Raw genomic sequence first — 24708 nt, 5'->3', positions numbered from 1 at the left:
AAGACAAGAGGGCGTACCATCGACCCCCGAATGAGGTGATGCTCGCCCGGGGCTAGGTTATGGGTCTAGGCCAATCTGAGTGGCAGAGGGGAAAGACTCGTAGTGGTTACAATGACAATAGCAACAAGAGCTGTTGATCGCTTCTGAAAGCGATCAACAGCTTATTACCTCAAGTTCTCTCCAGAACGCTTGAGGAATGGATAGCTCGGCTAATGTAAGCGTCTCCTCAATCCGCTCCGGACGGCTCATGCCCACAATTGTTGCTCCAAGACGGGGGTCACGCAGAGAAAATTGTAAGGCCGCAGCCGCCAGGGGGACTCCATGCCGCTGGGCAAGCTCATCGATGCACTGGGCTTGCTCAAGCAGAGTTTGATTGGCCTCCGCATACATATAGCGAGGATATGTTGATGGTCCCTTGGCAAGCAGCCCGCTACCATAGGGAGCAGCATTCACAGCAGCAATCTCATGTTGAGCGCATATGTCCCAGAAAGGGTGGGCATCTCTATTGAGTAGCGTATAGCGGTTGTGAGAGATGGCGACTTCGAAGAGACCTGTTTGCACGAAACGAGTCATCATATCGATGGGGCCACCAGCAACCCCAAGATGAGCAATCAAACCTTCTTCCTGGCATTGCCTTAAAACCTCGACAGGGCCACCGGGAACCATAGCTTGTTCAAATGTGATGTGTTCTGGATCATGCAAATACACTAGTTGTAGCTGCTCTATTCCTAGCAAGCGTAGACTGCGTTCCACGCTCCTACGCATTTGGGCACCGCTAAAATCGCCAGTTTTTAAATCGCGATCTGCCTTTGTCGCCAGCACCATCCCTTGTGGGAGCCCTCCTCTTTCGCGAATGACAAGGCCCAGGCGACGTTCACTCTCGCCATCTCCATACGAGGCTGCTGTATCAAGAAAGGTGATCGGACTATCAAAAATAGTGCGAATCGTCGCCAATGCTTGCTCTTCTGCTACCTGATAGGCAAAGGTCTCAGGCATATTCCCAAGAGCTGCGCATCCCACACAAAGCGAGGTTACTTGAAGACCTGTTTTTCCCAATGAATGACGAGGTAGCGAGGGAATCTGTGGCATAGAGTCTCTCCTGTCAAAACTATTCTCATGGTTCTAGCTGTCGACGTTGCTAAAACGCTATTACTCCTTTAAACAAGTCACCCTTACCACTGAACCAAAGTGGTAAGGATTCAAGGGCATTATCTGATGTGGTTCGATGGGTAATCCAGGGAGCGATATTGATGTGCCCCTTTTCAAGAGCCTGAATCACGAAACGGAAATCCTTGAAGGTCGCATTGCGACTACTGAGCACCGTCAATTCGCGGCGGTGAAAATCTGGATCGTGGAAACGAATATCTCCTTGAAAGAGGCCAACGAAAATCAGGCGCCCGCCATAACCAACATAGGAGAAGGCCGCATGCATAGATTGCGAATTGCCGGTCGCATCGAAGACCACCGGGGGAGATCATCTTTGACCTCTTGTTGGAGACGAGCCAGCGCATCACTCGGAGTATGAAGGCAGGTTACTTGAGGCCAGAGGCTATGACAAAATGCCAATCTCTGCTCACTTATATCCATTACTATCACCTGTGCGCCAGCAAGCAATGCACATTGAGTAACAGCTAATCCAATTGGTCCTGCCCCTACGACGAGCACGCGCTCATGTGAAGGCAACTGTGCGCGGCTGACGGCATGGGCGCCTATAGCTAGTGGTTCCACCAGGGCCAATTGTTCTGAGGAGAGAGCGGTGGATGGATGTAATTTTGTCGTTGGGATGTATGCGAATTCGCGCATACCGCCGTCGATATGGACCCCAAAGACATTGAGATTGATGCAGCAGTTTGGTTTATTACGCAAACAGGCTGGACAATATCCGCAATTGAAGTAAGGTTCAACCGCACAGAGAGCCCCCTTTGGTAGGGCGATATCTTCTTGTTCCGTTGCCGCCATCACCTCAACGCTCAACTCGTGTCCTAGAATACGCGGATAAGTGAAAAAGGGTTGCTCCCCCCGAAAGGCATGCAGATCGGTGCCACAGATCCCCACATGACGAGTGCGTACAAGGGTATAACCAGGGCCGGGAGCTTCTGGCTCTTCCTGTTCAAGGAGATGAAATTGACCGGGTTTCTCTAAAAGAATAGTTTTCATATCGCTTATATCGTGCCATCCTTCAATACTTTACTTTTGGGCGGAGATTTTTAGCACAAAGGCATGCTCGCAGGGCTTTTGGGAAGGTAACTCAATAGTGAGCCCAGCTGCATCATGCTTCCACTGAACTTCCTCTTGCTGCCCCAACAATGCGACCTTCTCGATCTGTTTACCGAATATATTGCTATCATTCGCTAGCGATTTGATGGTCACGCGACCATTGTCAGGCCACGCAAGAATAATCGCATAGAGTACGTCTCCCCTCACTGTAAAGCGAATGTCCTGGCTGGTAAAGTTTGTTCTGTGTGTATCAGTAAAGCTGCCGTTTTCAATATGGGTTGGCCCCTCTCCAAAAATTGTCCAGGGACGTGTGCCGTAGATTGCCTCGCCATTCACTCTGAGCCAGCGTCCGATCTCTAACAACATTTTTTCTTCTGCCTCAGGAATTGTTCCGTCAGGACGAGGACCAATATTGAGGAGTAAAGCCCCATTCTTGCTCACAATGTCAACCAGATCGCCAATGACCGCTTCAACGGTTTTATACTCCTGGTTTTTAACGTACCCCCAGGAATTCTTGGAGAGTGATGTATCTGTCTGCCAGAACCGTTGTCGAATAGTTGAGAGCTGTCCACGCTCAATATCATAAACAGCAGCCTCTTCAGGAAATGCCTGGTGTTTATAGTTAACAGCTACACCTCTCTGCCACTGTGCTGCGCGATTGTAGTAGTAGGCGGCAAATTGCTGTAAGTATGGGCTGAAGGCAGGCTGCTCAATCCACCAGTCGAACCAGACGATCTGCGGTTGATACTTGTCCACGAGTTCACAAGTTCGAGCCAGCCAGTCATCAAGAAATTCCTCGTTTGGGGGGAGTGTTTCGGGTTGGGCCGGGCCATACAAGCCGATAAAGCGAGGGTCTTGCACATCGGAGTCAAAGGCCATACCACCATTGAAGAACCACCAGTGTTCGGCTCGGTGACTGGAGAGCCCGAAGACAAGCCATTGTTTGCGTACGGCTTCAGCCAATTCTCCGATGATGTCACGCTTTGGTCCCATTTTGACCGCGTTCCATTCTGAAAAGCTACAATCGTAGAGCGCAAAACCATCGTGGTGTTCAGCCACAGGAACCACAAACTGGGCCCCTGCCTGCCTAAATAAATTCGCCCAGGCATCGGGATCGAACTTATCCGCGCTAAACTGAGCAATAAGATCCTTGTATCCAGATTGCTTCTGTGGACCATAGGTTGCCAGATGATGCTTGAACTCGGGTGAATCTTGCAGGTACATGTTCCGTGGATACCATTCATTCCCAAAACCGGGAACCGCATAGACACCCCAATGAATAAAAATGCCAAACTTAGCATCCTCATACCAGCGAGGGATCGTATAGCCTTTGAGCGATTCCCAATTCGCGTCAAATGGGCCAGCTTGTATACCTTGCTGAATGTCTTTCTTGGCTTCTGTGCTATACATGTTAGCTCTCCTTTTATCGTTAATCTGTGTGAAAAACATCCTTCATATTTGTCCACCAGGAACCCTCGGTATTCTCTTCTACAGGCTCTTGCATAGGATCGGTATAGGACCACCATTGCTGTGTGATGGGGTCTTGTGCCATCCGTTTCATGTCTGCGGTGAAATCATCGCCAACGTATTCGAAGTAAGCAAAAAGCCATGTCTTGTAGCGGAAAATGGTATAGTTGCGCATGTTACAGGCATGAATGGTCGCTAAGACCTCAGGCCAGACCGAGGCGTGCATGCGCTCGTACTCTTCTATACAATCAAGTTTAATGCGTATGACTTGCCCATAGCGGCGCATTGGCTATCTCTCCCTCTAATGGTTAGCGATCCATACCAGTCAATGCTACTCCACGAATAAAGTATCTCTGCGCGAAGAAGAAAGTTATGATAATCGGCAGGATTGAAAGCACAGAAACCGCCATTAACTGGTTATAGGCCGTTAAAGACTGACCATAAAACAAGTTGAGACCGATAGCCAGAGTATAGTTGTCGGTTGAACGCAGGTAGATCAGTGGAGCCAACAAATTATTCCAATTTCCTACAAAGGCAATGATTGCCACCGCACCCAACGCAGGTTTTGAGAGTGGCAGAACAATCTTTGTCAGAATTTGGAAATGAGTGGCACCTTCGAGGCGGGCCGCCTCATCCATCTCTCGTGGAAGGTTGAGGAACGATTGGCGTAGCAGAAAGATCGAGAATGGGTACCCGAGCCAGGGAGGTATGATCAATGTCCATAAGGTATTGATCAAGTGAACTTTACTGTAGAGAAGGAAAATAGGCACAATCGTGACCTCTATCGGAATCATCATGGTAGCAAGCATCAGCATAAATGCGATCCGGCTTCCGCGCGCACGCAACCGGGCAAAGGCATAGGCTGGAAGCGCGCATGATACCAGGTTCCCAATGATCGCAGCTACTGTGACCAGAATCGTATTTGTTAAAAAGCGTGTGAAGGGTAATGCCATCCACCCATCGAGATAGTTGTGCCACTGCGCACTTGAGGGAAGTAGCCTGGGAGGGAAGACGAAGACCTCTTGTGATGGTTTGAGTGAGGTCGAGACCATCCATAAAAAAGGCGAGAGAAACAGCAATGAGCAGGCAATTAGGGTAATGTAGAGCAATAAGCGACGCACATTAGGCTGAAGTCTGGTCGGTGTTGATGGTTTTCCCTGCTCTGGCAGATGTGCCGCTGAGGAGATGGAACGTGAGAGACTGGCTTTCATAAGCAACCTACTTTCGTACTCCCCCTTCATAATAGACCCAGCGCCCCGCCAGGGCGAACTGAATGAAGGTAATGGCAATAATGAGGACAAAGAGAATCCACGCGAGCGCGGATGCATAGCCCATATTGAAGTATTGAAACGCCTGGCGATAAATGTAGAGCCCATATACAAGCGAGGCATTGGCTGGTCCCCCATTGGTCATAACCAGGATCAACACAAATGCCTGCAACGATGAAATGAAGCCAGTCACCAGGTTGAAGAAGATAACTGGGGACATCATGGGGAATGTCACATGCCAGAACTTTGACCAGTGGCCTGCGCCATCAATCGAAGCCGCCTCATACATATAACTAGGGATGCTCTGTAAACCAGACAGGTAGATGATCATAGTATTGCCCGCGCCCCATGCACTCATAAGGATTAAAGCAGGGATCGTCCAATCCTCAGAGTAGAGCCATCCGGGTCCTTGAATGCCAATCTGACCCAAAAGGAAGTTAATCATCCCGAAATCAGGATGGAGAATATTGATCCACAGCAAGGCAGTGGCAATCCCAGAAACGACTGAAGGGAGATAGAATACTGTACGAAACACAGAAATCCCTTTCACCTTCTGATTCAGGAGCAAAGCCAGGGCAAAGGATACTATCACCGTAAGTAGCACACTGCCTATGCCGAAGTAGAGGGTATTCCTGAGCGTCAGGTAAAATAGGGGATCTTGAAACAATTGTATGTAGTTCTGGAAGCCAATCCATTGTGGATTCGAGAGGAGTGACCAGTTGGTAAGGCTAATCACACCTGATGCGACAATAGGGCCTCCCCCAAAAAGGATAAAGCCAATGATCCATGGCAAAATGAAGAGATAAAACTGTCGCTCTTCACGCAGTTCTAACTTACTGAGCTTTTTTCTACGAACTATCTCTTTCGGCTGGTTGGTATGTTTTATAAAAAGTTGCATACGACATCCGCCTCCTTGCTCTGTACATTCATACAGATGAGCAAGCTGGCATACTGACAGCTGCTCATCTGTATCTTGTGCTTTGCTAGCGTAAACCAGCATTTTGCGCCAGTAAAGGATCAATTTGCTGCTTAACCTGCTTCAGCCCATCTGAAACACTCAGTTGCCCATTAATGACGCGGTCCCAAATTGGCTGCGCTGTATTGACAACCTTTGGTGTCGCAGGGAGATAGAGCACATCGTTAGATCCATACTTGTCCAGAGCATCAAGGATATTTCTCGCGCCTTTAGGAGCGAACGGGGATTTGAAATAGGAATCCCAGGCTGATGAGCGTGCGGGGCTGCCTCGACCAGTCATGCCCCACATAAACTGTTGTCCGGCTGAGGAGAGATATTCATTAAGATAGATCCAAGCAGCGTCAGTATGCTGACCGCCTTTGCTAATTAAATAGCCACTTCCTTCAGCCGAGGTTGACTGTGCTTTTGGTCCCTTTGGGCAGGGAGCGATGTCCCACTTGAAGCTAGCGTTTTGGCGCAGACCAGGTGTAATCCAGGAACCATTATATGCCATGGCAGCTCGACCGGCGGTAAACTCGTCGGTTTGCTGCTGCTGCATTGCCTGTTGTTCAGCCAGGCCAGGGGCCGCCTTATATTTGAGCTGGATCTCCATCCACCATTGCATGGCCTCAATTGCTTCTGGCTGATCTATAAGCGACTTGGTTTGATTCTCATTGACATACCGGGCTCCAAAGGGGAACAGGAATGGAGGAGCAATATTAGCTGAAGCCGGTGTTGGCAGGGATGCCAGGCCATAAATTCGGTTGTGAGAGTCGCCACTTGTGAGCTTGATGGCGACTTGCTTCATTGTATCAAGGGTCCAACTGGCATCTGGATACTTTATCCCCGCCTTATCAAAGAGGTCTTTGTTATAGAAGAGGACATAGGGGCCGCAATCATAGGCAATGGCATACCATTGTCCCTTCTGTTCATAGAACCCCATGGACGGTTTCGTGAAATCAGCCATATTGAAGTCGGGCTGCTTCCCAATGTAGTTGTTAAGCGAGATTGGGATACCCTGAGTAATGAACTGCTGAATCCAGCTATAGTGGGTGTACATGATGTCAGGCAAGGTCCCTCCTGCTGCCTGAGCCAGGTACTTTTGCAGATAGTTACTCCATGGCGTATTTTCCGCGGTAATGGTGATATTTGGGTGGCGCTTGGTGAAGAGTTGGTCAAACTGTTGTTGACGGGCCATGAAGGTCGCATCCCAGGCATGAGCAACGCTCAATTGTATAGGAGACGAGGGTTCAGGAACCGCCGTTTTAGGCCATTGAAGCCCATCGGCATCACGAATAGAGTAAATAGAATTGGTATTGCCCGCCTGTTTTCCCTGCTGTGTTTGCGGTTTGATGTCACCGCATGCGGCAAGCACTCCTGAGAGGCCAATTGCCCCGGCAAATTTGACGAAATCGCGTCGATTATAGCCACGTTGGATGAATATATGCTCCAGTTCGTGTATCCAGGTCGCTTTACTTCTTGGTTGGTCCATCTTTTGTTTCCTCCATGAAAAGGTCAACCATTGACCTAATGGCGGTTATTCATCTCCTAACACCATCGCTGGTAAGCCAATGGCCTAGGGATACCTACTACACTGTTATAAAAACACAAATCCTTATCGTGAGGAGATGTGTTCCCGTTGCTAAAGATGGCCAGATCGAGAAAGCGCTTTCTCACACTAGAGTAAATTACTTTTATAGATTTGTCAAGTTTTCAATAGTTCTACCGTAAAAACATAATCAAACTTGCTTAAACATCAGAGATAAGCTATACTATGTCTGTTGGTAATTGAGTAGTTGTCCTTCGAAAACTGGCTTTTTAAGAAAGCGTTTACTTATTACTCTTCTTGAAAAGGACAAAAACTACATTGGTGTTGACCAGATCGTAGTGGTATGGCATCCCTGAAGAGGAGTCTTTAACATTTATGGTAGATTCGACGCAACATTCTCAATTCAAGAAGCCCGTCACCATCCGCGAAGTGGCGCAATTGGCACAGGTTTCTATGGCAACAGTTTCTCGTGTCCTAAATGGCTCTACTACAGTTGATCCTCAACTTGCAGAACGGGTACACTCTGCCATGCAGATGCTCAATTATGAACCTAATAGAGCGGCTCGTGCGCTAGCAGGTAGCCGTTCCGCGCTTCTTGGTTTGCTTGTTTCCGATATCCAGAATCCCTATTTTATGGATCTCATGCGTGGTGTGGAGGAGGTTTCACAGGAAAATGGCTATCTACTTGTTATTTGTAATACCACTGAAGATCCCCAGAGAGAGGCGCAATATATGAAGATCCTGGCAGCCGAGTCAGTAGCGGGTGCAATCATTGTGCCTTCAAGGGAGCGACTAGATACACTTGCCATTCTTCAAGGACGTAATATTCCTATTGTGACCGTCGATAGGCGTGTTCGTGATTCTTCAGTGGATGCTGTTCTCGTCAATAACGCTTTGGCGGCGAAAGAGGCTATAGCCCACCTGATTGGGAATGGCTATCGTCGCATTGGTATCATTACAGGCCCGGGTTCCGTTACAACCGCTAACGAGCGCTTGCTTGGGTATCGGCAAGCATTGCAGGAGGCTGGTATTGCCTACGATGACTCGCTGAAGTACCGGGGACCATTTAGAGAAGAGACTGGTGAGCGTGGTATACAACGTTTGTTGCAAGTAAATCCTCCAATAGAGGCAGTGTTGACCGCTAACAATCGTATCACGGTGGGAGCGTTACGTGCACTCCATGCCAGTCAGAAGCGTGTACCAGCGGATATTGCTGTTGTCGGTTTCGACGAGGTACGCTGGGCTATTCCTGATCTCATCTCCATTACAACTGTGACTCAGCCTGCCTACGAAATGGGAAGAACAGCAGCCCTGCGTTTGTTGCAAATTTTGCAACAGCCCAATCTCTCAAGACAAGAAATTGTTTTGCAACATCAACTTTTGGTGCGTGCCTCCTCACAAGCACGCCCAGTGCATGACATGCTGACTGATTTAACCTGAAAATGCAGGAGATTTTTGGTAATGGGAAAAACAACTGTTGCTGGGAGCACGCGTTGAGCAAGGTAGAAGGTGAAACTACCTGCCCCAAAGGCAATGACGTTTTGAGGGTCTCATGCTGGAAATCATACCAATTCAGTGAAACGAAAAGCAAACGCCAAAAACAGCCATAGTGTTGACCAGTCCGCCGAATTCTTGGCGCGAAACTCCGCACGTGGCTCACCCAGACCGCTCTGCGCTGCGACCTGGTATGCTCTTGGGCTGAGAGGATCTACTGCCTCCATGCTTGCACCTCCGAAGCGTGTTCTTTATTTTTTCTGCGCTCTAAGCGAGCGCTTCCATAGTATACGCTTCCTATCTTATCCAAGGCAATCCTCATTTATGCATCAAACACGCGAGCCCTGGGGATGGCTCAGGGCTCACGCATTGTGTACTCTTCGCGCTGACCACTCACAACCTTGCCAAAGCGTAGCGGCTCACCATAATACTGGTGAGCCGCTCCCAGGCTCTTTCACGTTTGATGAGACTGGGAGCGGTTTTCAGCCTACCTGCTTGAGAGGGTGCCCTATCAAAGCCAGGAATATCAGTTTCTCCGTGGCTTCTTTAAATGGTTGCGTTCTGACATGACCCATCAGACGATCAGCACGAAAGAAGCTGGGCTGATCCGCTTTATAAAGAGGGACATCGACACAGCCTTTTTATTCTACATGTATGGGATGACTGCAGGCGTTGCCTATGGTTCCAGCCGCACTGTAGAGAAGATGTCCTGTTGATACTGGCGTGAGAGGTTGGTGGGGGAGGTGCAGGGAGGAACTTGACCGAGAATAGCCATTCTCCGACAAGTTCATAAAAGATCAAGCACACGCCGTAGAACCCTTCCTGCAAATAGAGACAGGCCCAGAATACGTGTAAAACTTGTATCCATTTCAGAAGGGTCATGCAAAAAAGGGAGGGATGGGATGCCCTGACAGGGCGTGGAGGCAGCAGAAACGCATTGCGCGTATGGGTGAGGGGAGGGAATGCGTCCTGTGGGTCTCGTTTTCCCACATAGCGGGGACTCTCACGTAACAGCAGATTCTCCAGTGGGCAGACTCCCTGGTTGCCCATTCGCATTGCGCGCTTCCCGCACGATTCTGGCCTTTTGTACAGGGAATATCTCTCCCTCTGGACAATGAGGTCAGACCCTTTTCCCCCTATACTCAAGAGGCGATGGGATGCAGTCTTGTGCTGTATCATCATCGGGCTCACACATAGATGAGAACGTCTTGATAGTCACCCCTGCAGAAGAACACAGCTTTTGCTCGTCTCACGAAGTGAACGAATAAAAATCATCAAGACACGCATTTTTTGAGAAAAGAGAACATTCTTCATGACAATGAAATTTGGAATAGCGCTCCCGCAAGGCACGCTAATGGAATTTGCCGGGATCAAAGACCCGGTCAAGGCCTATGAGACGATGACGCAGGTGGCCCTCACTGCTGAGGAAGTGGGCTTTGACTCGCTCTGGCTCTCCGATGCTCTTTGGGCTGGCGACAGCGAGCAATTTCTCTTTGAATGCTGGACGACAACTGCGGCGCTCGCTCGTGACACCAGTCGCATACGCATTGGTCAAATGGTCACCTACAGCGGGTTACGCAATCCAGCGCTGCTGGCGAAAATGGCGAGTACGGTTGATGTCATGAGTCATGGTCGCCTGACCGTTGGGATCGGATCAGGTTTTCCTGCCCTCGCCTCTCAATTCCGTGCCTATGGCTACGATTATCCTGAAGAGGCGGCTGTTCGCTCACGGCAATTAGAGGAAGCAGTTCAGATCTTACTTGCTCTGTGGACGCAGGAGGAAGTCACGTTCGAAGGGGCATCGTATCAGGTACGCGGCGCGATCAATCAGCCGAAGGGAGTGCAACGGCCTCACATTCCCTTGTTGATCGGGGGCAATGGCGAAAAGAAAACGCTCAAACTGGTCGCGCACTATGGCGATGCTTGCCACGTATTTGGTGATCCAACCACCATCGCGCATAAGTTCGCGGTGCTCAAAGAGCATTGTGAGGCTATCGGTCGCGCGTATTCGAGCATCCGGCGGGCAACCATCGCCATCTGTGTGATCGCTGATACTGATGAGCAGGCCCAGGCCAATGTGCCAGAAGCAGCAAAAGTCTTCGGAGGCGGGCTGATTGGCAGTCCTGACACGATTCGCAGAGGAATCGCAGCCTTAGAGAAGGCAGGAGTACAAGAGTTGATGCTCAGATTCCCGAATAGTCGTGACCTGGATGGGCTTCGGCGTTTCGCACGCGAGTTTATCGCGTAGAAGAGGGGAGAATGATCATGGCGCAACAAGCTATGCGAGCAATTCGTGTTTCTGGCTATGGAGGACCAGAACAGCTTAAGCTCGAACGGATAGAGCGACCACAGCCACAGGCGGGTGAGGTGCTCCTGCGCGTCTATGCAGCAGGCGTGAACCCGATTGACTGGAAGATTCGTCAGGGCTTGCTTAAGGAGTTCATGCCGATGACATTTCCCTATACTCCTGGTATCGAGGTAGCGGGAGTGGTCGAAGAGATCGGTCTAGGTGTCACGACTTTCGGGATTGGACAGGCCGTCTTTGGGCAGACGACACAGGGCGGCTATGCCGAGTATGTCGTAGCGCCTGCTCATGCGCTCGCACTCAAGCCACAGACCTTGAGTTTTGCCGAGGCAGCCACGATCCCGGTCGGGGCAACAACCGCCTGGCGAGCCCTTTTTGAATACGGTGGCCTGACCCCTGAGCAGCGGGTGTTGATTGGGGGGCAGCTGGCGGAGTCGGGGTGTTCGCAGTCCAATTGGCAAAATGGAAAGGGGCACAGGTGATCGGCACAACCTCCACAAAGAATCTCGCTCTTGTACACTCACTTGGGGCCGATACGGTTGTGGATTATACAACAGCATCGCTTGAGAGTATGGTGCAGGATGTGGATCTGGTGCTTGATGGTGTCGGGGGAGAGACCCAGTTCCACTCGCTGGCCGCACTCCGGCGTGGAGGAATGCTGATCTCAATAGCCAGTCCACCTCCGCAGCAAGAAGCCCAGATGCGGGGCGTTCGCGCCATGATGATCCACTCCCAGCCTTCGAGCGACCTCTTACAGAGGTTAGCCAGCTTGATCGATGCGGGACAACTCAAGGTGATCGCCGGGAAGACGTTTCCGCTCAATGAAGCGCAGCGCGCCCATGAGTACAGTCAGAGCGGTCATGGATATGGCAGGATTGTGCTAGAGCTTCGCGGATAAAAGAGAGGTCACATTTGCCGCAGAAGTTCCACTGGGCCCCCAACAGGTTGCAAGGGACGTGAGCTGTTTAGAAACGAGATGCCATATGAGCAAGTTTACCAGGGCAGAGCTGGAGTACTTACAGTCGCAACAGATGGGAAGGCTAGCAACGGTTTCTCGACGTGGGGAACCACAAGTCAAAGCGGTCGGCTTCCGGTATAATGCGGAACTTGACACAATTGATATTGGCGGACTCGAGATGGAAAAGTCGCAGAAGTTTCGCAATATCGCCAACAATCCCAGTGTCTCTTTTTAGTAGATGATGTCCTTCCAAATGGCAGCCCGGGCTTCATCGAGATACGGGGATATGCTCAGGTTTTGTCCGAGGGCGGCCAGAGCCTTGATCCCGCCCTTAGTCCAGTGCTGCTTCGTATCTCTCCCAGACGTATTCTTGCCTGGGATCGGTCCGGCCGCTTCCCTCCATCGTTTCGCAATGTCGAAGAGAGCAGCTATCAAGAGCGAGATGAGCTCCCCTCAAAGAGAAACGGATGAGCCTAGGATAAGAAAGAAGAATTGTCGGGGTGTCATATAACGATCCCACCTCTTCCTGATTCATATGTGGGGTCAGCGTATCCAGACCTTAGCGTACAATTTTCAGGTCTGGATACGCTGACCCCTACTACGAGAGATCATACTATCTACGAAGACAAATCAAAATCCACCTCTTCTATCAACTCGATTACCTCACCATTTGGGCTATGAATAAGGGCATTGCGTACTTGTAAGGGCGGTTGACCTAGTTGTAGTGTCATTGGTTCTATACATTTGGTTGCACCGAAAGCGAGTGCTTTTTCATAGACTTCATCTACATCATCAACATAAAATGCAACATGCAGCAAGGCACCATGACGAACATCATAGGGTGTTTCTGCTTTTTTGCCTTGAGCAGCAATTACTGCATCATTGTCAAATATTTCAAGGCAAGTGCGACCATCTGGCGAAACTAGCATCGAAGCTTCAATAATCTGAAACTGAGGAAAACTCCAAAAGTGTCCTATTTTAAAGCCGAGTACTTCTTGATAAAAATGGATTGTTTTTTTATAATCCAATGCCTGAATGGCGATATGGGCAAGCCCTTTGCTACTCATCTGGCTACTCCTCTAAGAAAGAATGGTATTATTATAAGAAGTTTCGGATAGCTAAATAAATGACAAAACAGAGGTAAAGGTGGCAATTTACCTTTGTTTCGAAGAATCTCTTCGTAATAAAAACTCGGGAAAATTGATATGCATACAAAAGAATTTGATGAAATAGATTTGAAAATTATGCGTTTGTTGGAGAAAAATGCTCGTATTACTGTAGCGAGTATTGGTAAACAAATTGCCATGTCTGCACCAGCTGTAAGAGAAAGAATTGCTAAATTAGAAGCAAAAGGCGTTATAACCGGTTACCAAGCAAAATTCAATTGGGAAAAGTTAAATAGGGGAACAACCACTTTTTTAGTGGTAAAAACAGAGAAATGCCAAAGTTTTGTTGTTTTTTGTAAGCAATCGCAAGAGATCACAGAAATGCATCGAATCAGTGGGGAATATAATTATTTGCTTAAAGTGCAAATTGCTTCAATGGAAGAATTAACCGAACTGCAAAATAATATTTTATTGTTTGGTTCATCTAAATCATTTGTAGGCATGGAACAACTAATTCCAACAGGAGGAATCGTATAAACAGGGAGCCTGCTATTTGAAACAAGGATTCACGAGGAATGCGAAAGTGGTTTGGGGAGATGCTTGTATGGCTACTCATTCTCACTTTTGATGCACCTTTTTCAAAATGGCTGAAACCCTGATGAGGCTTATGCAAGAAGGAAAGAGCGGTGAGACGTCCTGAGAATACCTTGGACTTGGTACAACGGGTGCTCCAGCGTTTGTGCGAAGCGCAGGTGGAGGTCTGGCTTGTAGGAGGATGGCAGAAGAATTGCGAGGGCTGCGCCCAGCAGGTCTGCATGGGGATATTGATCTGTGGTATCCAGGTGCCAATTTTGGGCATGTGGATCAGTGGTTGGCCCATGTGAATGATCTGGTGGAGATCCCAGCGAAGCAATTTTCGCACAAATGGGCCTTTTTCTGCGAAAGAGTGATGATCGAGGTGCTCTTGCTACAACCACGAGATGGAGGTCTCATCACCCGGTTTTTCGATGGGAGATATGTATTGGCCTGGCCTAGAGAAACGTTGGGGGACGTGCAGGTGGGAGGTCAGAGGCTTGCAGTGGTGAGTGTCCAAGCGCGGAAGCTATATCGGGAGCACCATCCACAGATTGCCCATGCCTATCAAGCTTTTCTCTCACAAGCGTGAGTCTTCTCACATGTTGTGACGAAAAGAGAATGCCGGCGTCGTGCGGTGTAGACCACCAAGATGCAGCATGTGCGTTTGGAGATCAAGCCCTCCTGAAGCTTTTGGATGGCGACATCCTTGGGGAAGTCGGAAGAAGCGGAAATGCTCTCTCAGTGAGGAGAAGGAGGCTTTGAGAAGAGGTGTTCTTGCCTCCTTTCGCGACAGGCTCCTGGCCGAAGGGGAGGCATCTCATTGCTCGTTTTGCACGTGGGTCGCCTTGGGTCAGCAGATTGCCATTATCGTCATAGGTTAGCTTCCAGGCGCTATCGCTGGAACTGCTACATCCCGCAGGTAACGGAGTCGCGCTACACGAACCTGCATCCGAATCATCATAGCCAATCTTGCGCTGTAAGGCATCATAGGTTGCGTTGTATGTTGCCTTGAGCGTTCCACTGCTATCAAAGGTCTGCGTTGAAAGCGTATTGTTCAGTATATCATAGGTGTGGCCAACTGTCCGGACCACGCTATAGGGCGTTGCAGTTCCCGAAAAGACCTGCTCATACCGCTTGCGTCCCAGTCCATCTGTAAAGAGAATACTTTGATTCTGGTAGGCATCATAGGTGATTGTCTGTTCAAATGGAGTTGTCTGATCCGTCGTCAGGCTCATGATACCCTGTCCAACAGCATATTTGAGACTGGTGCTTAGGGCAATGGTCGTGGCATCGCTATAGGTCACAACCCCTGCTCGCCGAATCCGCGAGTACAAGATGGGTCGCCAACAGCTCACTGCTGTTGCGCTGGGCGGCAAGACATACATCAATTGGATGCCGCCTCTCCTGCTCCTGCGTTAGGTTCTGTGATGACGACGCTCGCCCTCCCGCTCACAGCGATCAGTCTATTGCGTGCCACGCCGTTTCAAATGGGAGGGCTCTCTGGTGGGACCCTCGGTCCAGTGTAGCCTTTCCAGTGTCATGGGTGCTTATCAGGGAGACATATCCTCGCCGAAGAGGGCTTTGGCAAATGCTACTGTCGGAGTAACATTTTTATTTGAGGGAGCCATCTCGCTTTGGTAACATTCTTATTTGATTTGACACAGGGGTCGCATTCCCTCTCCGAAGAGTTTCGTTCACTTGCTCACAGGATTGAAAATATGTTGGTGGGTTAAAAAGAGGGACTCAGTGTTCCTTCTCTTTCTGTCATCTTGCCGCTGGCTCTATTGTGGCACCGAGCTTTTTTCTGGACGTTGTCTCACGCAAAAAACTTAAAGTAGAGCTTCTTTGTTAGCTCTTGCGCATCTCAGGCTTATCAGACCCCATCTGATGCGGTCTCTTCTTTGCCAACGTTCAGTGTGTGGGAAATACAGGCTTAGAGTGGCAGAGGCATCCAGAGGCGTAATTTTGATGACTATCACCTCTCCAAGCCAACAGGGCGTTGAGGTAATGGAGTACGAAAAGGTCTGGATAAGTACCGCCGAATCCATCATATGTTTACATATGCCTCCTTTGTGAGAAATCTTTTCATTCTTCCTCATTAAGAAGACATGTTTTAGGCTGGCTCGCTACGATGACACCTCGTCGTACAGTTCGTGGGCTGTACATCCCATGAGGCGTATCCAATTCGAATAGAGATGCGCTGATCCCTGCGTAAGCGGAACGATTTTGACCGCTTTTTGTGCTACTGTGGACCTGAGAAAGTAAAGCCATAAAGCAAGACATGGGAGGAAGAATGACCATTTCCCTGACAAACGATCACGTTCGCCAGCTTCGCCTGGATGCGCAGAGATTGGCACGACAGCACCCCAATCCCGGAGCTTCTGTGGTTCATCTGGTAAAAGAACTTGGTGGGATTCAAGCGCAAGATCCCCGCGCTGCTACACTGGCAGTTCGCGTGCGCAGTGCTGGACTGGTCGCTGCTGATGTGGAGCATGCACGAATACAGGAGCGCTCGGTCGTTCGCACGTGGGGGCTGCGTGGAACTCTTCACCTGCTGGCGACGGAAGATCTCAGTTGGCTCTTACCGCTCATCGGTCCGACATTTATAGCGCTTGATCGACGACGGCGTACGGAACTGGGTTTAGATGAGGATACCTGTAGACGAGGCATCCAGATCATCCGCCAAGTGCTCGCCAATCGGGGACCCTTGATCCGAGACGAACTCATCGGGTACCTGGCGACGTATGGTCCCCGACTCGTAGGCCAGGCTCGACCTCATCTGCTAAGTCGAGCAGCCCTCGAAGGTGTCATTTGTTTCGGGCCTGACCAGGATGGCGAGCCAACCTATGTGCTGCTGAGCGACTGGGTGGAACAAGAGAACAGTAAACGCTCGTTGTCAGACGCTGCCGCCCATGCTGAACTCACACGCCGCTACCTGGGTGCCTATGGCCCTGCGACACCACAGGACCAGGCAGCATGGTCAGGTATGCCAATGAGTCAGATACGAGCTGCGTGGCAATACCTTGGCAACCACCTCCTGGAGGTAGAGATTGCCGGCGCTCCTGCCTGGATGCTCAAGGCAGATGCTCCTCGGCTTAATGAACTACCAGCCCCTATGTCCATCGTCCGCCTGCTGCCAAGTTATGATACCTATTTGCTTGGCTACCAGAAGCGAGGCCTCATCGTGTCACCTCAGTATGCAAAGCGGATTAATGCTGGAGGTGGATTCCTTCGTCCGACGCTCCTTTCTGATGGTTGCGCCGTGGGGACATGGAAGAGCAAGCGACAGAAGAATCACCTGGAAGTGCAGATAGAACCATTTGACCACCTGGCGTCAGAGGTATCTGCGGGAGTGGAGGCCGAGGTGAGCGATCTTGCTCGCTTCCTCGAAGCACCCACTATGTTGCGTATGATGATCCCCATGCCGTAGCACCTCCACAACCTGTTCTTGCGCTGATGTGAATGAAGATGCGGTCATCTGTTGCATTCTCTAAAGATCGTTATGTGCCGAAGGAAACATCTGTGGTTGGGAACCTCGCCAGGGCCGGCGCGCCGGCCCTGGCGAGGTTCCCATCTTTTTCCACAAGGAGAATATCTCACCAATATGTCCGTTTCCGCTCTTAGGATAGAAATTATGGCTATGGCGGCTATTTCAGCACACCATCCGTCAACCCCCTGATGAAATACCGTTGCAAGAATAGGAAGAGGAATACCGCTGGCAACATACTTATCAGGCAACCCGCAGCCGCCCAGTTGATATTATTATGGTACTGAGAGAAGAAAGCCGCCAGGGCCACAGGAAAGGTTTGTACCTCTGGTTTCTGAAGGAAAAATACAGAGAACTGGTAATCGTTCCAGATGGCAAGCCCGGCCAGGATAATCACCGTTGCCGTCACAGGCTTTAAGAGGGGGAGCAGCACGTGAAAGAAAACGGTAAAGCTATTGCACCCGTCAATAAGCGCGGCTTCATCTAATTCCCGCGGTATCGTGCGCAGGAAACCGGTATAGAGGAATATAGTGAGCGGCAAGAAGAACGTGACCTGAACAAGGATAATTGCCCAATAGGTATCGATTCCGTTGATATCCACCAGAAGCTTGTACAGGCTCACCAGGATGGTGAGGCCGGGGACAATCATAGACGCAATGCAGAGCGTATAGACGAAGTTATTCCAGCGACTTGGGAAGCGTGCCAGTGGATAGGCAGCCGCGGCGCCAATAAGTACGACCAGGATCACCGATACAACTGTAATGAGAGAGGTATTGAGTAGCGCTTGATCCAGGTGCGCACTTTGCCAGGCATTGATAAAATTGTCGAAGAACCAGTAAGTGGGGGTTATCCACTTCGAACTGGTATCATTCGGCGACTTAAAGGCAATATTGACTAGAATAAAAAAGGGAATACTATGTATCAGGCCAATGAAGGCCGTAAGCGCCCCCAGCGAGATCTTTTTCGTCATAGCTGCACTTCCTTTCCTCTGAGAGAGCGTAATGAGAATATGCTGATAATGCTGATGAGAAGAAACATCACGATCCCCATTGTTGCTGCGTACCCAGCATCCTGGCGCGCAAAGTAGAGATTGTACATCATGGTTGAGAGGGACTGCGAAGCATAGCCTGGTCCACCTTGGGTCAAGGCAACAATAATGTCAAATAGTTTTAAGCCACCTATAATGTTGTAAACAATGCTAATAGTTACCGAAGGCATGAGAAGAGGTAGTGTCACATCTTTGAAACGACCAAATGAGGAAGCTCCATCGAGCGCGGCAGCTTCTAAATACTCCTTGGGGATAGCTTGTAGCCCAGCAAGGTAAATCAGCATGGCAATCCCAACATATTGATAGGAATTGACAAAAGTGATGATCCAAACAGCGAGCGTGCCATTACTCAACCAGTCGCGTGGAGGATTGCCAAATATTTTCAGAATGTCATTGACAGCACCACCATCATATTGGAAGAAAAAGTAGCCAATGTACCCCATAATCAGTGGGCTAATGATAATTGGAAGGTATATGATGGTGCGGACAATTCCCTGTCCGCGCACTTTGCGGTCTAAAAACAGTGCATAAACCAGGCCAAAAATATTTTGTAGCAGGGTGCTACCCAGCCCATAAATCAGGGTATTCACAATCGTATGGAGAATGTCTGCATCAGTCAGTATGCGACGAAATTGCAACCAACCTACCCACTGCATCTCATCAGAATAGCCATCCCAGTTGGTAAAGGAGAGACGAATGCCCTGTAAAAAGGGATAGAAAATAAATACCACTAACAGGATGAGCGCGGGCACATACATAAGGTTAACCAACCAGGTCTTTCGTTTTTTCCCCTTGTGAGTTTGTGTTAATAATCGCGGTTTTGCCAGTCGCAGTTGAGCCTGAAAACGCACTGTTAACTCCTCACTACTAGAAGCCGTGTGATACATGCGTCATCCCAAATTGTTGTCCACGAGCTTTCCAGATAGGAAAGCTCTCTGCGAGCCCCTCCCAGGGATCAGGATTGCCGGTGGTGAAGTTGCAAACCCAACCACCAGCATCTTGATCCCTGGAACGCCAGAGACGCGCGAGGAGCACAGCAAGCCAACATAGATGTGAATATTTGGAGGTGAGCATGTTTAGCTTCAGAATATCAACTAATGAGACCTTTTAAGCCGGTCATACTCTTGTTTCAAATTCGCGGAATATTGGCTGGGCGTGATTGCCCCCGCCAGCATATTCTGTGCATTCTTACAGAGCGGGTCCCACATCCCATTCGGCAAGTAGACGCGATCAAAGTATGGATACACAGGTGTCGAACTGTATTTTTGATAGTATTGAGTCATTTCACCAAGATCCACCTGAATGCCTTGCAGTCCTGCCGGTGCCTCGCCAGTTTTCGCGAGGTACTTGATATTCTCAGGCTGTGCCATGAAGTCCAGTAACTGCTTGGCTTCTTGCAGGTGAGGAGAGTCTTTCCATATCCCTAGAGTTGTTCTTTCACCACCAGCAAAACTTGGTTGATCTCCCGCAACCATGGCGGGAATAGGCATCAGTCCAAGATTGACATTGGGATTCACCTTCTTTGCCTCATCAACAATGTACGAGCCATAGAAGCCAAAGGCTGCTTTTCCCTGCGCCAGAGCTTGTGCCGAATCACTGTACTTCGCAGTCAGCACATCTTTATTCAAACACCCCTTTTTCTGCAGATCCAGAAAATCCTGTGCGAGCGGCGTATAATGCGACCAATCGAAGGTGCCATTGAGTAGATCTGTTGTGTAGTTCTTCTGTGGGCTGATAAGGAGTGACGTTGAAAAATAGTCGAAGTAGTTTCCTAATGGCCATGAATCCGCGCCGCCGATGTGCATTGGCGTCACCTGCCCGTGACTCTTCTCATTGATCGTCTGACAGGCTGTGACAAGTTCATCATAGGTCTCAGGGATGGCAATCCCGTATTGCTTTAAAACATCGGAGTTGAACATTAGGCCCGATTTGTCCTCATCGATTGGGAGGACATAGACCTTTCCGCTGGAATCAGTAATGTTATCCTTAATGGTTGGGCTTAAATGGCTAGCCCATGGCCTATCGCGCAGATCAGCCAGGAAGTTCCCATAACGAATCTTTGCCCATCCATGCGTCGAAAATATGTCTGGTAGATGCTTTGAGGCCATCTTCACCTTCATAATATTTTCATAGTCCGCCCCTGGCGCAGTCACGTCAACTTTAATAGTAGGGTGCAGCTGGGTAAATTTTTGCGTGAGCGCTTCAATTGCCTGCGCTTCAGCATCTGTCACGTTTGTCTCCAGCGTCAGCGTAACAGTGCCTCCATTAGAGCCACCGCCACCTGAACCACAAGCACTCAATAAACAGAGCAGAAGACAAAAACCTGCCATTATGGTTTGTAATGTGCGACGCCGCATAAATGCCTCTCCTGTTCTTTCCCTGGAGAGTGAGCTCAACGAGCCCGGACAGCCCATATAAACCGCTGCACCTGGCTCCAGGAACTACTGGATACGCCAGCAGATGTACTCTCCAGAAAAATGTACAATAACGTTGAAGTGCCTTAAGTGCTTTGTATAATAGCCACCTCTATTACTGGCCGCTTGCTTCTTGACAACAGATAAACGATCAGCTACCATTCACCTCAGGACCTAATAAAAGATTAATCCGTATTATTGTGTTTGTGTATGCTGTAAAACTACGATATGCGCGCTCATTTCTCTTCATTGGGTAACTACTTCAGATATATTCTTGCTCACGGCATTCCTGCCCACACCTCCATACCTGGAAGAGCCATGTAGTGGCGAGAAGTCCTGCGAATTGGTCGAACATCGTTTTCAAGGAAGAGGCAATGAAGTTCACAAAATCATTGCGGATGAAGCTGTCAGTCTTGTATCTGCTGACGACTGTTATACCCCTGGTTGTTATTGTTTTTGCGATGCCCAGCTATACCGAGGGAGTCATCACCCAAGATACGCAAACCTTGACTACCGCTACATTGACAGCAGTGTCGCGCAACATTGATACCTACCTCGATGACTTAGACCGCCTGACCCTGACCCCTTATCTCAATAGCGAGGTGATGTATGCGCTTAAACTCAAGGCGAGCAACGAGTATGCACACGCGACACCTTACCAGCGGCTCATCGCGGACCAGGCCCTGTATAGCACCCTTCCTAATTACCTGCGCATTACCAGAAAAGACATCTTAAACACCATTATTTTGCCACTTGATGGTTCTGTTTTTGTGGCGTCCAAATATCCCTCCTCCAGTCCCGTTCCCAGGTATCCATTTACAAAACAGGAGTGGTATCGAAAAGCCATCCAAGCAGACGGAGACATTGTCTTTGTGAATCCACATTCACAGGATTATCTGCTAACGTCCACCGCGACGCAGGTTTTTTCCGTCGCGCGGCTGATCAAGGACCCCGATTCCGGGCTTCCCCTGGCTGTTATAATGGCGGACGCTGACACAGTGGTATTACATGATATCGTCAACGGCATCAAACTGAATGTTAGTTCGATCATCGCCGTATTTGGTACAAACGGAAAACTTCTTTACTCCAGTCAGCCACTCTCTACGAATGTGGAAAACGCAATAGCCCGCAGAGATCCAGGTACCCAGGGTGCCACTGATAATTACATTCCAGTCATCCAGTCTACGGCCTCAGCGCAGTGGAAAGTCGTGATATTACTCTCACAAGCAGAAATAATCGCGAAATTGCGCTGGCTGTATATCACAGGGATTGGCTTTGCCATCGGCGCGGTCTGCATTACCCTTCTTGTATTTTTCTTTCTCTCGCGCTGGATTATCACGCCTTTTCAACATATGATTGTTGCCATGATGCAGGTGCAAGAAGGGAATCTGCACACGCGCTTTGTCACTGATGGAGAAGATGAAATTGCGCAGCTAGGGATTGCCTTTAACACGATGGTTGCACGCTTGAATACACTCATTGAACGCGAATACGTTGCGACATTAAATCAACGCAATGCCGAATATCATGCGCTCCAGGCGCAAATACAACCACACTTTCTTTACAATACCCTCAATGGCTTTATTGGCCTCAACCGTTTAGGTGAGAGAAAAACGCTGGAGAGCGCCATTATCGCGCTCAGTGGCCTGCTGCGCTATGTGCTCAATAGTGATGAGCAAGTCATCCTCAAGGAAGAGTTTCTGTTCGTAAAGCGTTACTGTGAGCTTCAGGCACTTCGCTTTCAGGGTAGATTGACTTATCACCTGCAATGTGAAGATGGGCTAGCAGACTTTATACTCCCCAAGGTTCTTTTACAACCCCTGGTTGAGAATGCCATGATTCATGGTATCGAGCCCTCGGACCGTCCATGTCACCTGAATGTCTGTGCGACCTCGTTGTCAGATGAAGAGACCGGACAACCCATAATACACATCCTGATTGAAGATGATGGAGTAGGTTTCTCTACGGCTGCACAGAGTGAACGGTGTGGACTTGGCCTGAACAATGTACGCGAGCGCCTGAAAATGGCTTTTGCAGCAGCCTCTCTAACGATCAACAGCCAAGTGAGTCAAGGAACACGCGTAACTATTAAAATCCCCAGAGGCGAGGCGGTAAGGACATGAATATTCTCATTGCTGACGATGAACACCTGGCACGGATGAGCTTAAAAAGCATGTTACAAGAAGCAGGTCTTCCCCTAGAAGCTATGAAAGAAGCTATCAATGGCGAGGAGCTGGTCGATCTGGCTTGTCTCCACAAGCCCCTTCTTGCGTTCGTAGATATTAGAATGCCCAGGCTGAATGGTTTGGAGGCTATCAAACAGGCCAAACTTCTCTCACCGCAGACGCGCTGGTTTATCCTCACAGGCCTTTCGGAGTTCCAGCACGCCCATGAAGCGTTACGTATAGGGGTCTCCGACTATCTCCTTAAACCAATTGATCCGGCAGAGATACATACGATCATAACAAAGGTCACAAGAGAACAGAGACAGCACCTGCTCGATCGCAATAAACAATTCGCTATGGATCTCACTGCTATCTATCATGGTGTTAGTCCTCTATCGCAGGAAGAACAGGATGATATCCTGCAACATGCATGCCTCATCGGCACCATATTTTGTATTGACACGACCTTATCAGCGATAGAGAAGGCCACGCGCCAGGATTCTCTGCTCCAGACCGTACAGTCTATCATTGACGAAATGGTGACCCCTGAGTTCAAAATGACGGTCTTTGTGCTCTCTAATGGCGAAATAGCCTTAATTGGCACTTGGGGATCAGAAGATGCCGATCAGGGGATGCAGCATTGCCTGAAATGCCTGTACCAGATTGAGCAAACTGTATGTTGTCCTCCAGATACCGGTTTTGACGTGACGCTGCTACAAACAAGTTTTTGTTCATCCTACAAAGATTTGTTCTATCAGTTCAACTGGCTACAACAATTTTCTAGCTTGCGAGTGATTTACGGGATTGGCAAGAAAATCCAGCAACGCGACCTCTTACCCTATGCGGATACTACACGTTTTCTCGCTATAAGTAAGCTGGTTAGTACCTTGACTGATTACTACAGGCAAAGTATGTATGTAAACTACATGAGCACGCTCGACCGCTTCATGAAAGCGTGTGCAGAAGAGTGTGCCATTGACTACGGCGTAAAGAAAAGTGTTGCGGAGTTCTTCAGTCAGATGCTTCCCTGCCAGATTTCCCCTCAACAAGACCTTGCCGACTGGTATCAGATCTTGAAGGACTGTGGAGAACATCTCTTACATACTCAACCTCACAAGGAAGCTGTTGGCCTGGTTGAGTGGGTCATAGCGACTATTGAGCAGGAATATCATGCCAACATTAGCATCGCTCAGATCGCTGTAAAGTTAGGAGTATCACCAAACTATTTGAGCACCCTCTTTCATAAGAAAACAGGAATGACCTTTGTAAGGTATGTAACAAAAGTTCGCATGCTCAAAGCGAAAGAACTGCTTAACAATCCTTCTTTGCAAGTCCAACAGGTTGCCGAACAGGTAGGCTACTACAGTGTGCGCCACTTCACCAAAGTATTCACCGAGTTCTTTGGCTATTATCCGTCAACCCAACGTAAAAAGCGAGACAAAAATACCACGCCTGCCCAAGTGGAACAGCAACCTTAGTTGTTTTCATGAAGGCTTCTTGACGGCTTCTATGCAGAGCTCAATGCGCGTGTCGTATCCGACAAGAGAGATGCCCATGTCCAAGACCTGGTTGAAGTGCATACCAAACATGCGCCGGTCGATGGTAGCAACTGAGAGGAGGCCAAGTCGCCAGCCATAATTGCTTACTTTCGCTAAAAATATATTTTTATACAGGCTATGTCCTTATAAGTGAGACGCTC

The 24708-nt window shown here is 49.2% G+C and carries 25 protein-coding genes; 10 read left to right on the top strand and 15 right to left on the bottom strand.

What is annotated here, in order from left to right; genetic code table 11:
* Nucleotides 1–153: 153 nt before the first annotated feature.
* From K3T82_RS26975 to K3T82_RS26940, 8 genes are all read right to left on the bottom strand, one after another.
* Nucleotides 154–1089: an aldo/keto reductase gene (locus K3T82_RS26975; protein ID WP_220196663.1), complete on the bottom strand. Its 936-nt coding sequence runs from the start codon at nt 1087–1089 to the stop codon at nt 154–156.
* Between the two features lie 49 nt (nt 1090–1138).
* Nucleotides 1139–1432, bottom strand: a complete 294-nt coding sequence (locus K3T82_RS26970; RefSeq protein ID WP_220196662.1) for an MDR/zinc-dependent alcohol dehydrogenase-like family protein — start codon at nt 1430–1432, stop codon at nt 1139–1141.
* Nucleotides 1390–2157: an alcohol dehydrogenase catalytic domain-containing protein gene (locus K3T82_RS26965; protein ID WP_220196661.1), complete on the bottom strand. Its 768-nt coding sequence runs from the start codon at nt 2155–2157 to the stop codon at nt 1390–1392. Before K3T82_RS26965 ends, K3T82_RS26970 begins: the two co-directional genes overlap by 43 nt.
* Nucleotides 2158–2187: 30 nt before the next feature.
* On the bottom strand, nt 2188–3627 hold the full coding sequence (locus K3T82_RS26960) for an alpha-L-fucosidase (protein WP_220196660.1): 1440 nt from the start codon (nt 3625–3627) through the stop codon (nt 2188–2190).
* A 19-nt stretch (nt 3628–3646) separates the two neighbouring features.
* Nucleotides 3647–3970 carry an L-rhamnose mutarotase gene (locus tag K3T82_RS26955; protein ID WP_220196659.1) on the bottom strand — a complete coding sequence of 108 codons (324 nt, stop codon included), beginning with the start codon at nt 3968–3970 and terminating at the stop codon, nt 3647–3649.
* A 22-nt stretch (nt 3971–3992) separates the two neighbouring features.
* On the bottom strand, nt 3993–4895 hold the full coding sequence (locus tag K3T82_RS26950) for a carbohydrate ABC transporter permease (protein WP_220196658.1): 903 nt from the start codon (nt 4893–4895) through the stop codon (nt 3993–3995).
* Nucleotides 4896–4902: 7 nt separating this feature from the next.
* The gene (locus K3T82_RS26945) at nt 4903–5850 is read right to left on the bottom strand and encodes a carbohydrate ABC transporter permease (protein ID WP_220196657.1); all 948 of its coding nucleotides are present in this window, start codon (nt 5848–5850) and stop codon (nt 4903–4905) included.
* A gap of 85 nt (nt 5851–5935) precedes the next feature.
* Nucleotides 5936–7399, bottom strand: coding sequence for an ABC transporter substrate-binding protein (locus K3T82_RS26940; protein WP_220196656.1), 1464 nt, complete (start codon nt 7397–7399; stop codon nt 5936–5938).
* A gap of 432 nt (nt 7400–7831) precedes the next feature.
* Between K3T82_RS26940 and K3T82_RS26935 the strand changes: the two genes are divergently transcribed.
* A complete protein-coding gene (locus K3T82_RS26935; RefSeq protein WP_220196655.1) occupies nt 7832–8896 on the top strand; it encodes a LacI family DNA-binding transcriptional regulator in 1065 nt (354 codons plus the stop codon).
* Between the two features lie 122 nt (nt 8897–9018).
* On the opposite strand, the gene K3T82_RS26930 is transcribed toward K3T82_RS26935, so the two are convergent.
* Nucleotides 9019–9177, bottom strand: coding sequence for a hypothetical protein (locus K3T82_RS26930; RefSeq protein WP_220196654.1), 159 nt, complete (start codon nt 9175–9177; stop codon nt 9019–9021).
* 1085 nt (nt 9178–10262) lie between these two features.
* On the opposite strand from K3T82_RS26930, the gene K3T82_RS26925 reads away from it, so the two are divergent.
* The 4 genes from K3T82_RS26925 to K3T82_RS26910 all read left to right on the top strand — a co-directional run bounded on the left by K3T82_RS26925 (nt 10263) and on the right by K3T82_RS26910 (nt 12448).
* Nucleotides 10263–11198: a TIGR03560 family F420-dependent LLM class oxidoreductase gene (locus K3T82_RS26925; RefSeq protein ID WP_220196653.1), complete on the top strand. Its 936-nt coding sequence runs from the start codon at nt 10263–10265 to the stop codon at nt 11196–11198.
* A 17-nt stretch (nt 11199–11215) separates the two neighbouring features.
* On the top strand, nt 11216–11737 hold the full coding sequence (locus K3T82_RS26920) for an NADP-dependent oxidoreductase (protein WP_220196652.1): 522 nt from the start codon (nt 11216–11218) through the stop codon (nt 11735–11737).
* Nucleotides 11734–12153: a zinc-binding dehydrogenase gene (locus tag K3T82_RS26915; RefSeq protein ID WP_220196651.1), complete on the top strand. Its 420-nt coding sequence runs from the start codon at nt 11734–11736 to the stop codon at nt 12151–12153. Before K3T82_RS26920 ends, K3T82_RS26915 begins: the two co-directional genes overlap by 4 nt.
* 85 nt (nt 12154–12238) lie before the next feature.
* Entirely contained in the window at nt 12239–12448 is a 210-nt protein-coding gene (locus tag K3T82_RS26910; protein WP_220196650.1) for a pyridoxamine 5'-phosphate oxidase family protein, read from the top strand.
* A gap of 382 nt (nt 12449–12830) precedes the next feature.
* On the opposite strand, the gene K3T82_RS26905 is transcribed toward K3T82_RS26910, so the two are convergent.
* Entirely contained in the window at nt 12831–13280 is a 450-nt protein-coding gene (locus tag K3T82_RS26905) for a VOC family protein (RefSeq protein WP_220196649.1), read from the bottom strand.
* A gap of 138 nt (nt 13281–13418) precedes the next feature.
* Here K3T82_RS26905 and K3T82_RS26900 point away from each other — a divergent pair, with 138 nt between their 5' ends.
* The gene (locus K3T82_RS26900; protein ID WP_220196648.1) at nt 13419–13856 is read left to right on the top strand and encodes an Lrp/AsnC family transcriptional regulator; all 438 of its coding nucleotides are present in this window, start codon (nt 13419–13421) and stop codon (nt 13854–13856) included.
* A 238-nt stretch (nt 13857–14094) separates the two neighbouring features.
* Complete coding sequence (locus K3T82_RS26895; protein WP_220196647.1) at nt 14095–14484, top strand: hypothetical protein; 390 nt, start codon at nt 14095–14097, stop codon at nt 14482–14484.
* An 82-nt stretch (nt 14485–14566) separates the two neighbouring features.
* On the opposite strand, the gene K3T82_RS26890 is transcribed toward K3T82_RS26895, so the two are convergent.
* The gene (locus K3T82_RS26890; RefSeq protein ID WP_220196646.1) at nt 14567–15199 is read right to left on the bottom strand and encodes a hypothetical protein; all 633 of its coding nucleotides are present in this window, start codon (nt 15197–15199) and stop codon (nt 14567–14569) included.
* Nucleotides 15200–16188: 989 nt separating this feature from the next.
* Between K3T82_RS26890 and K3T82_RS26885 the strand changes: the two genes are divergently transcribed.
* A complete protein-coding gene (locus K3T82_RS26885) occupies nt 16189–17325 on the top strand; it encodes a winged helix DNA-binding domain-containing protein (protein ID WP_220196645.1) in 1137 nt (378 codons plus the stop codon).
* Between the two features lie 217 nt (nt 17326–17542).
* Here K3T82_RS26885 and K3T82_RS26880 read toward each other — a convergent pair whose 3' ends face one another.
* From K3T82_RS26880 to K3T82_RS26865, 4 genes are read right to left on the bottom strand one after another with little or no spacing between them, the layout of a single operon-like run.
* Nucleotides 17543–18352, bottom strand: a complete 810-nt coding sequence (locus K3T82_RS26880; protein ID WP_220196644.1) for a carbohydrate ABC transporter permease — start codon at nt 18350–18352, stop codon at nt 17543–17545.
* Nucleotides 18349–19281 carry a carbohydrate ABC transporter permease gene (locus K3T82_RS26875; RefSeq protein WP_220196643.1) on the bottom strand — a complete coding sequence of 311 codons (933 nt, stop codon included), beginning with the start codon at nt 19279–19281 and terminating at the stop codon, nt 18349–18351. The genes K3T82_RS26880 and K3T82_RS26875 overlap by 4 nt, the downstream gene beginning before the upstream one ends.
* 16 nt (nt 19282–19297) lie before the next feature.
* Nucleotides 19298–19504: a hypothetical protein gene (locus K3T82_RS26870; protein ID WP_220196642.1), complete on the bottom strand. Its 207-nt coding sequence runs from the start codon at nt 19502–19504 to the stop codon at nt 19298–19300.
* Nucleotides 19505–19524: 20 nt separating this feature from the next.
* Nucleotides 19525–20787, bottom strand: a complete 1263-nt coding sequence (locus K3T82_RS26865) for an ABC transporter substrate-binding protein (RefSeq protein ID WP_220196641.1) — start codon at nt 20785–20787, stop codon at nt 19525–19527.
* A 431-nt stretch (nt 20788–21218) separates the two neighbouring features.
* On the opposite strand from K3T82_RS26865, the gene K3T82_RS26860 reads away from it, so the two are divergent.
* The gene (locus K3T82_RS26860; protein ID WP_220196640.1) at nt 21219–22967 is read left to right on the top strand and encodes a sensor histidine kinase; all 1749 of its coding nucleotides are present in this window, start codon (nt 21219–21221) and stop codon (nt 22965–22967) included.
* Nucleotides 22964–24487 (top strand): response regulator transcription factor, encoded by a 1524-nt coding sequence (locus K3T82_RS26855; RefSeq protein WP_220196639.1) that lies wholly within the window; start codon nt 22964–22966, stop codon nt 24485–24487. The genes K3T82_RS26860 and K3T82_RS26855 overlap by 4 nt, the downstream gene beginning before the upstream one ends.
* Nucleotides 24488–24708: the final 221 nt, after the last annotated feature.

Origin of the sequence: Ktedonospora formicarum (assembly GCF_016587355.1) — a bacterium.
Classification (GTDB): domain Bacteria; phylum Chloroflexota; class Ktedonobacteria; order Ktedonobacterales; family Ktedonobacteraceae; genus Ktedonobacter; species Ktedonobacter formicarum.
This window is presented reverse-complemented; position numbering and strand designations above follow the sequence as displayed.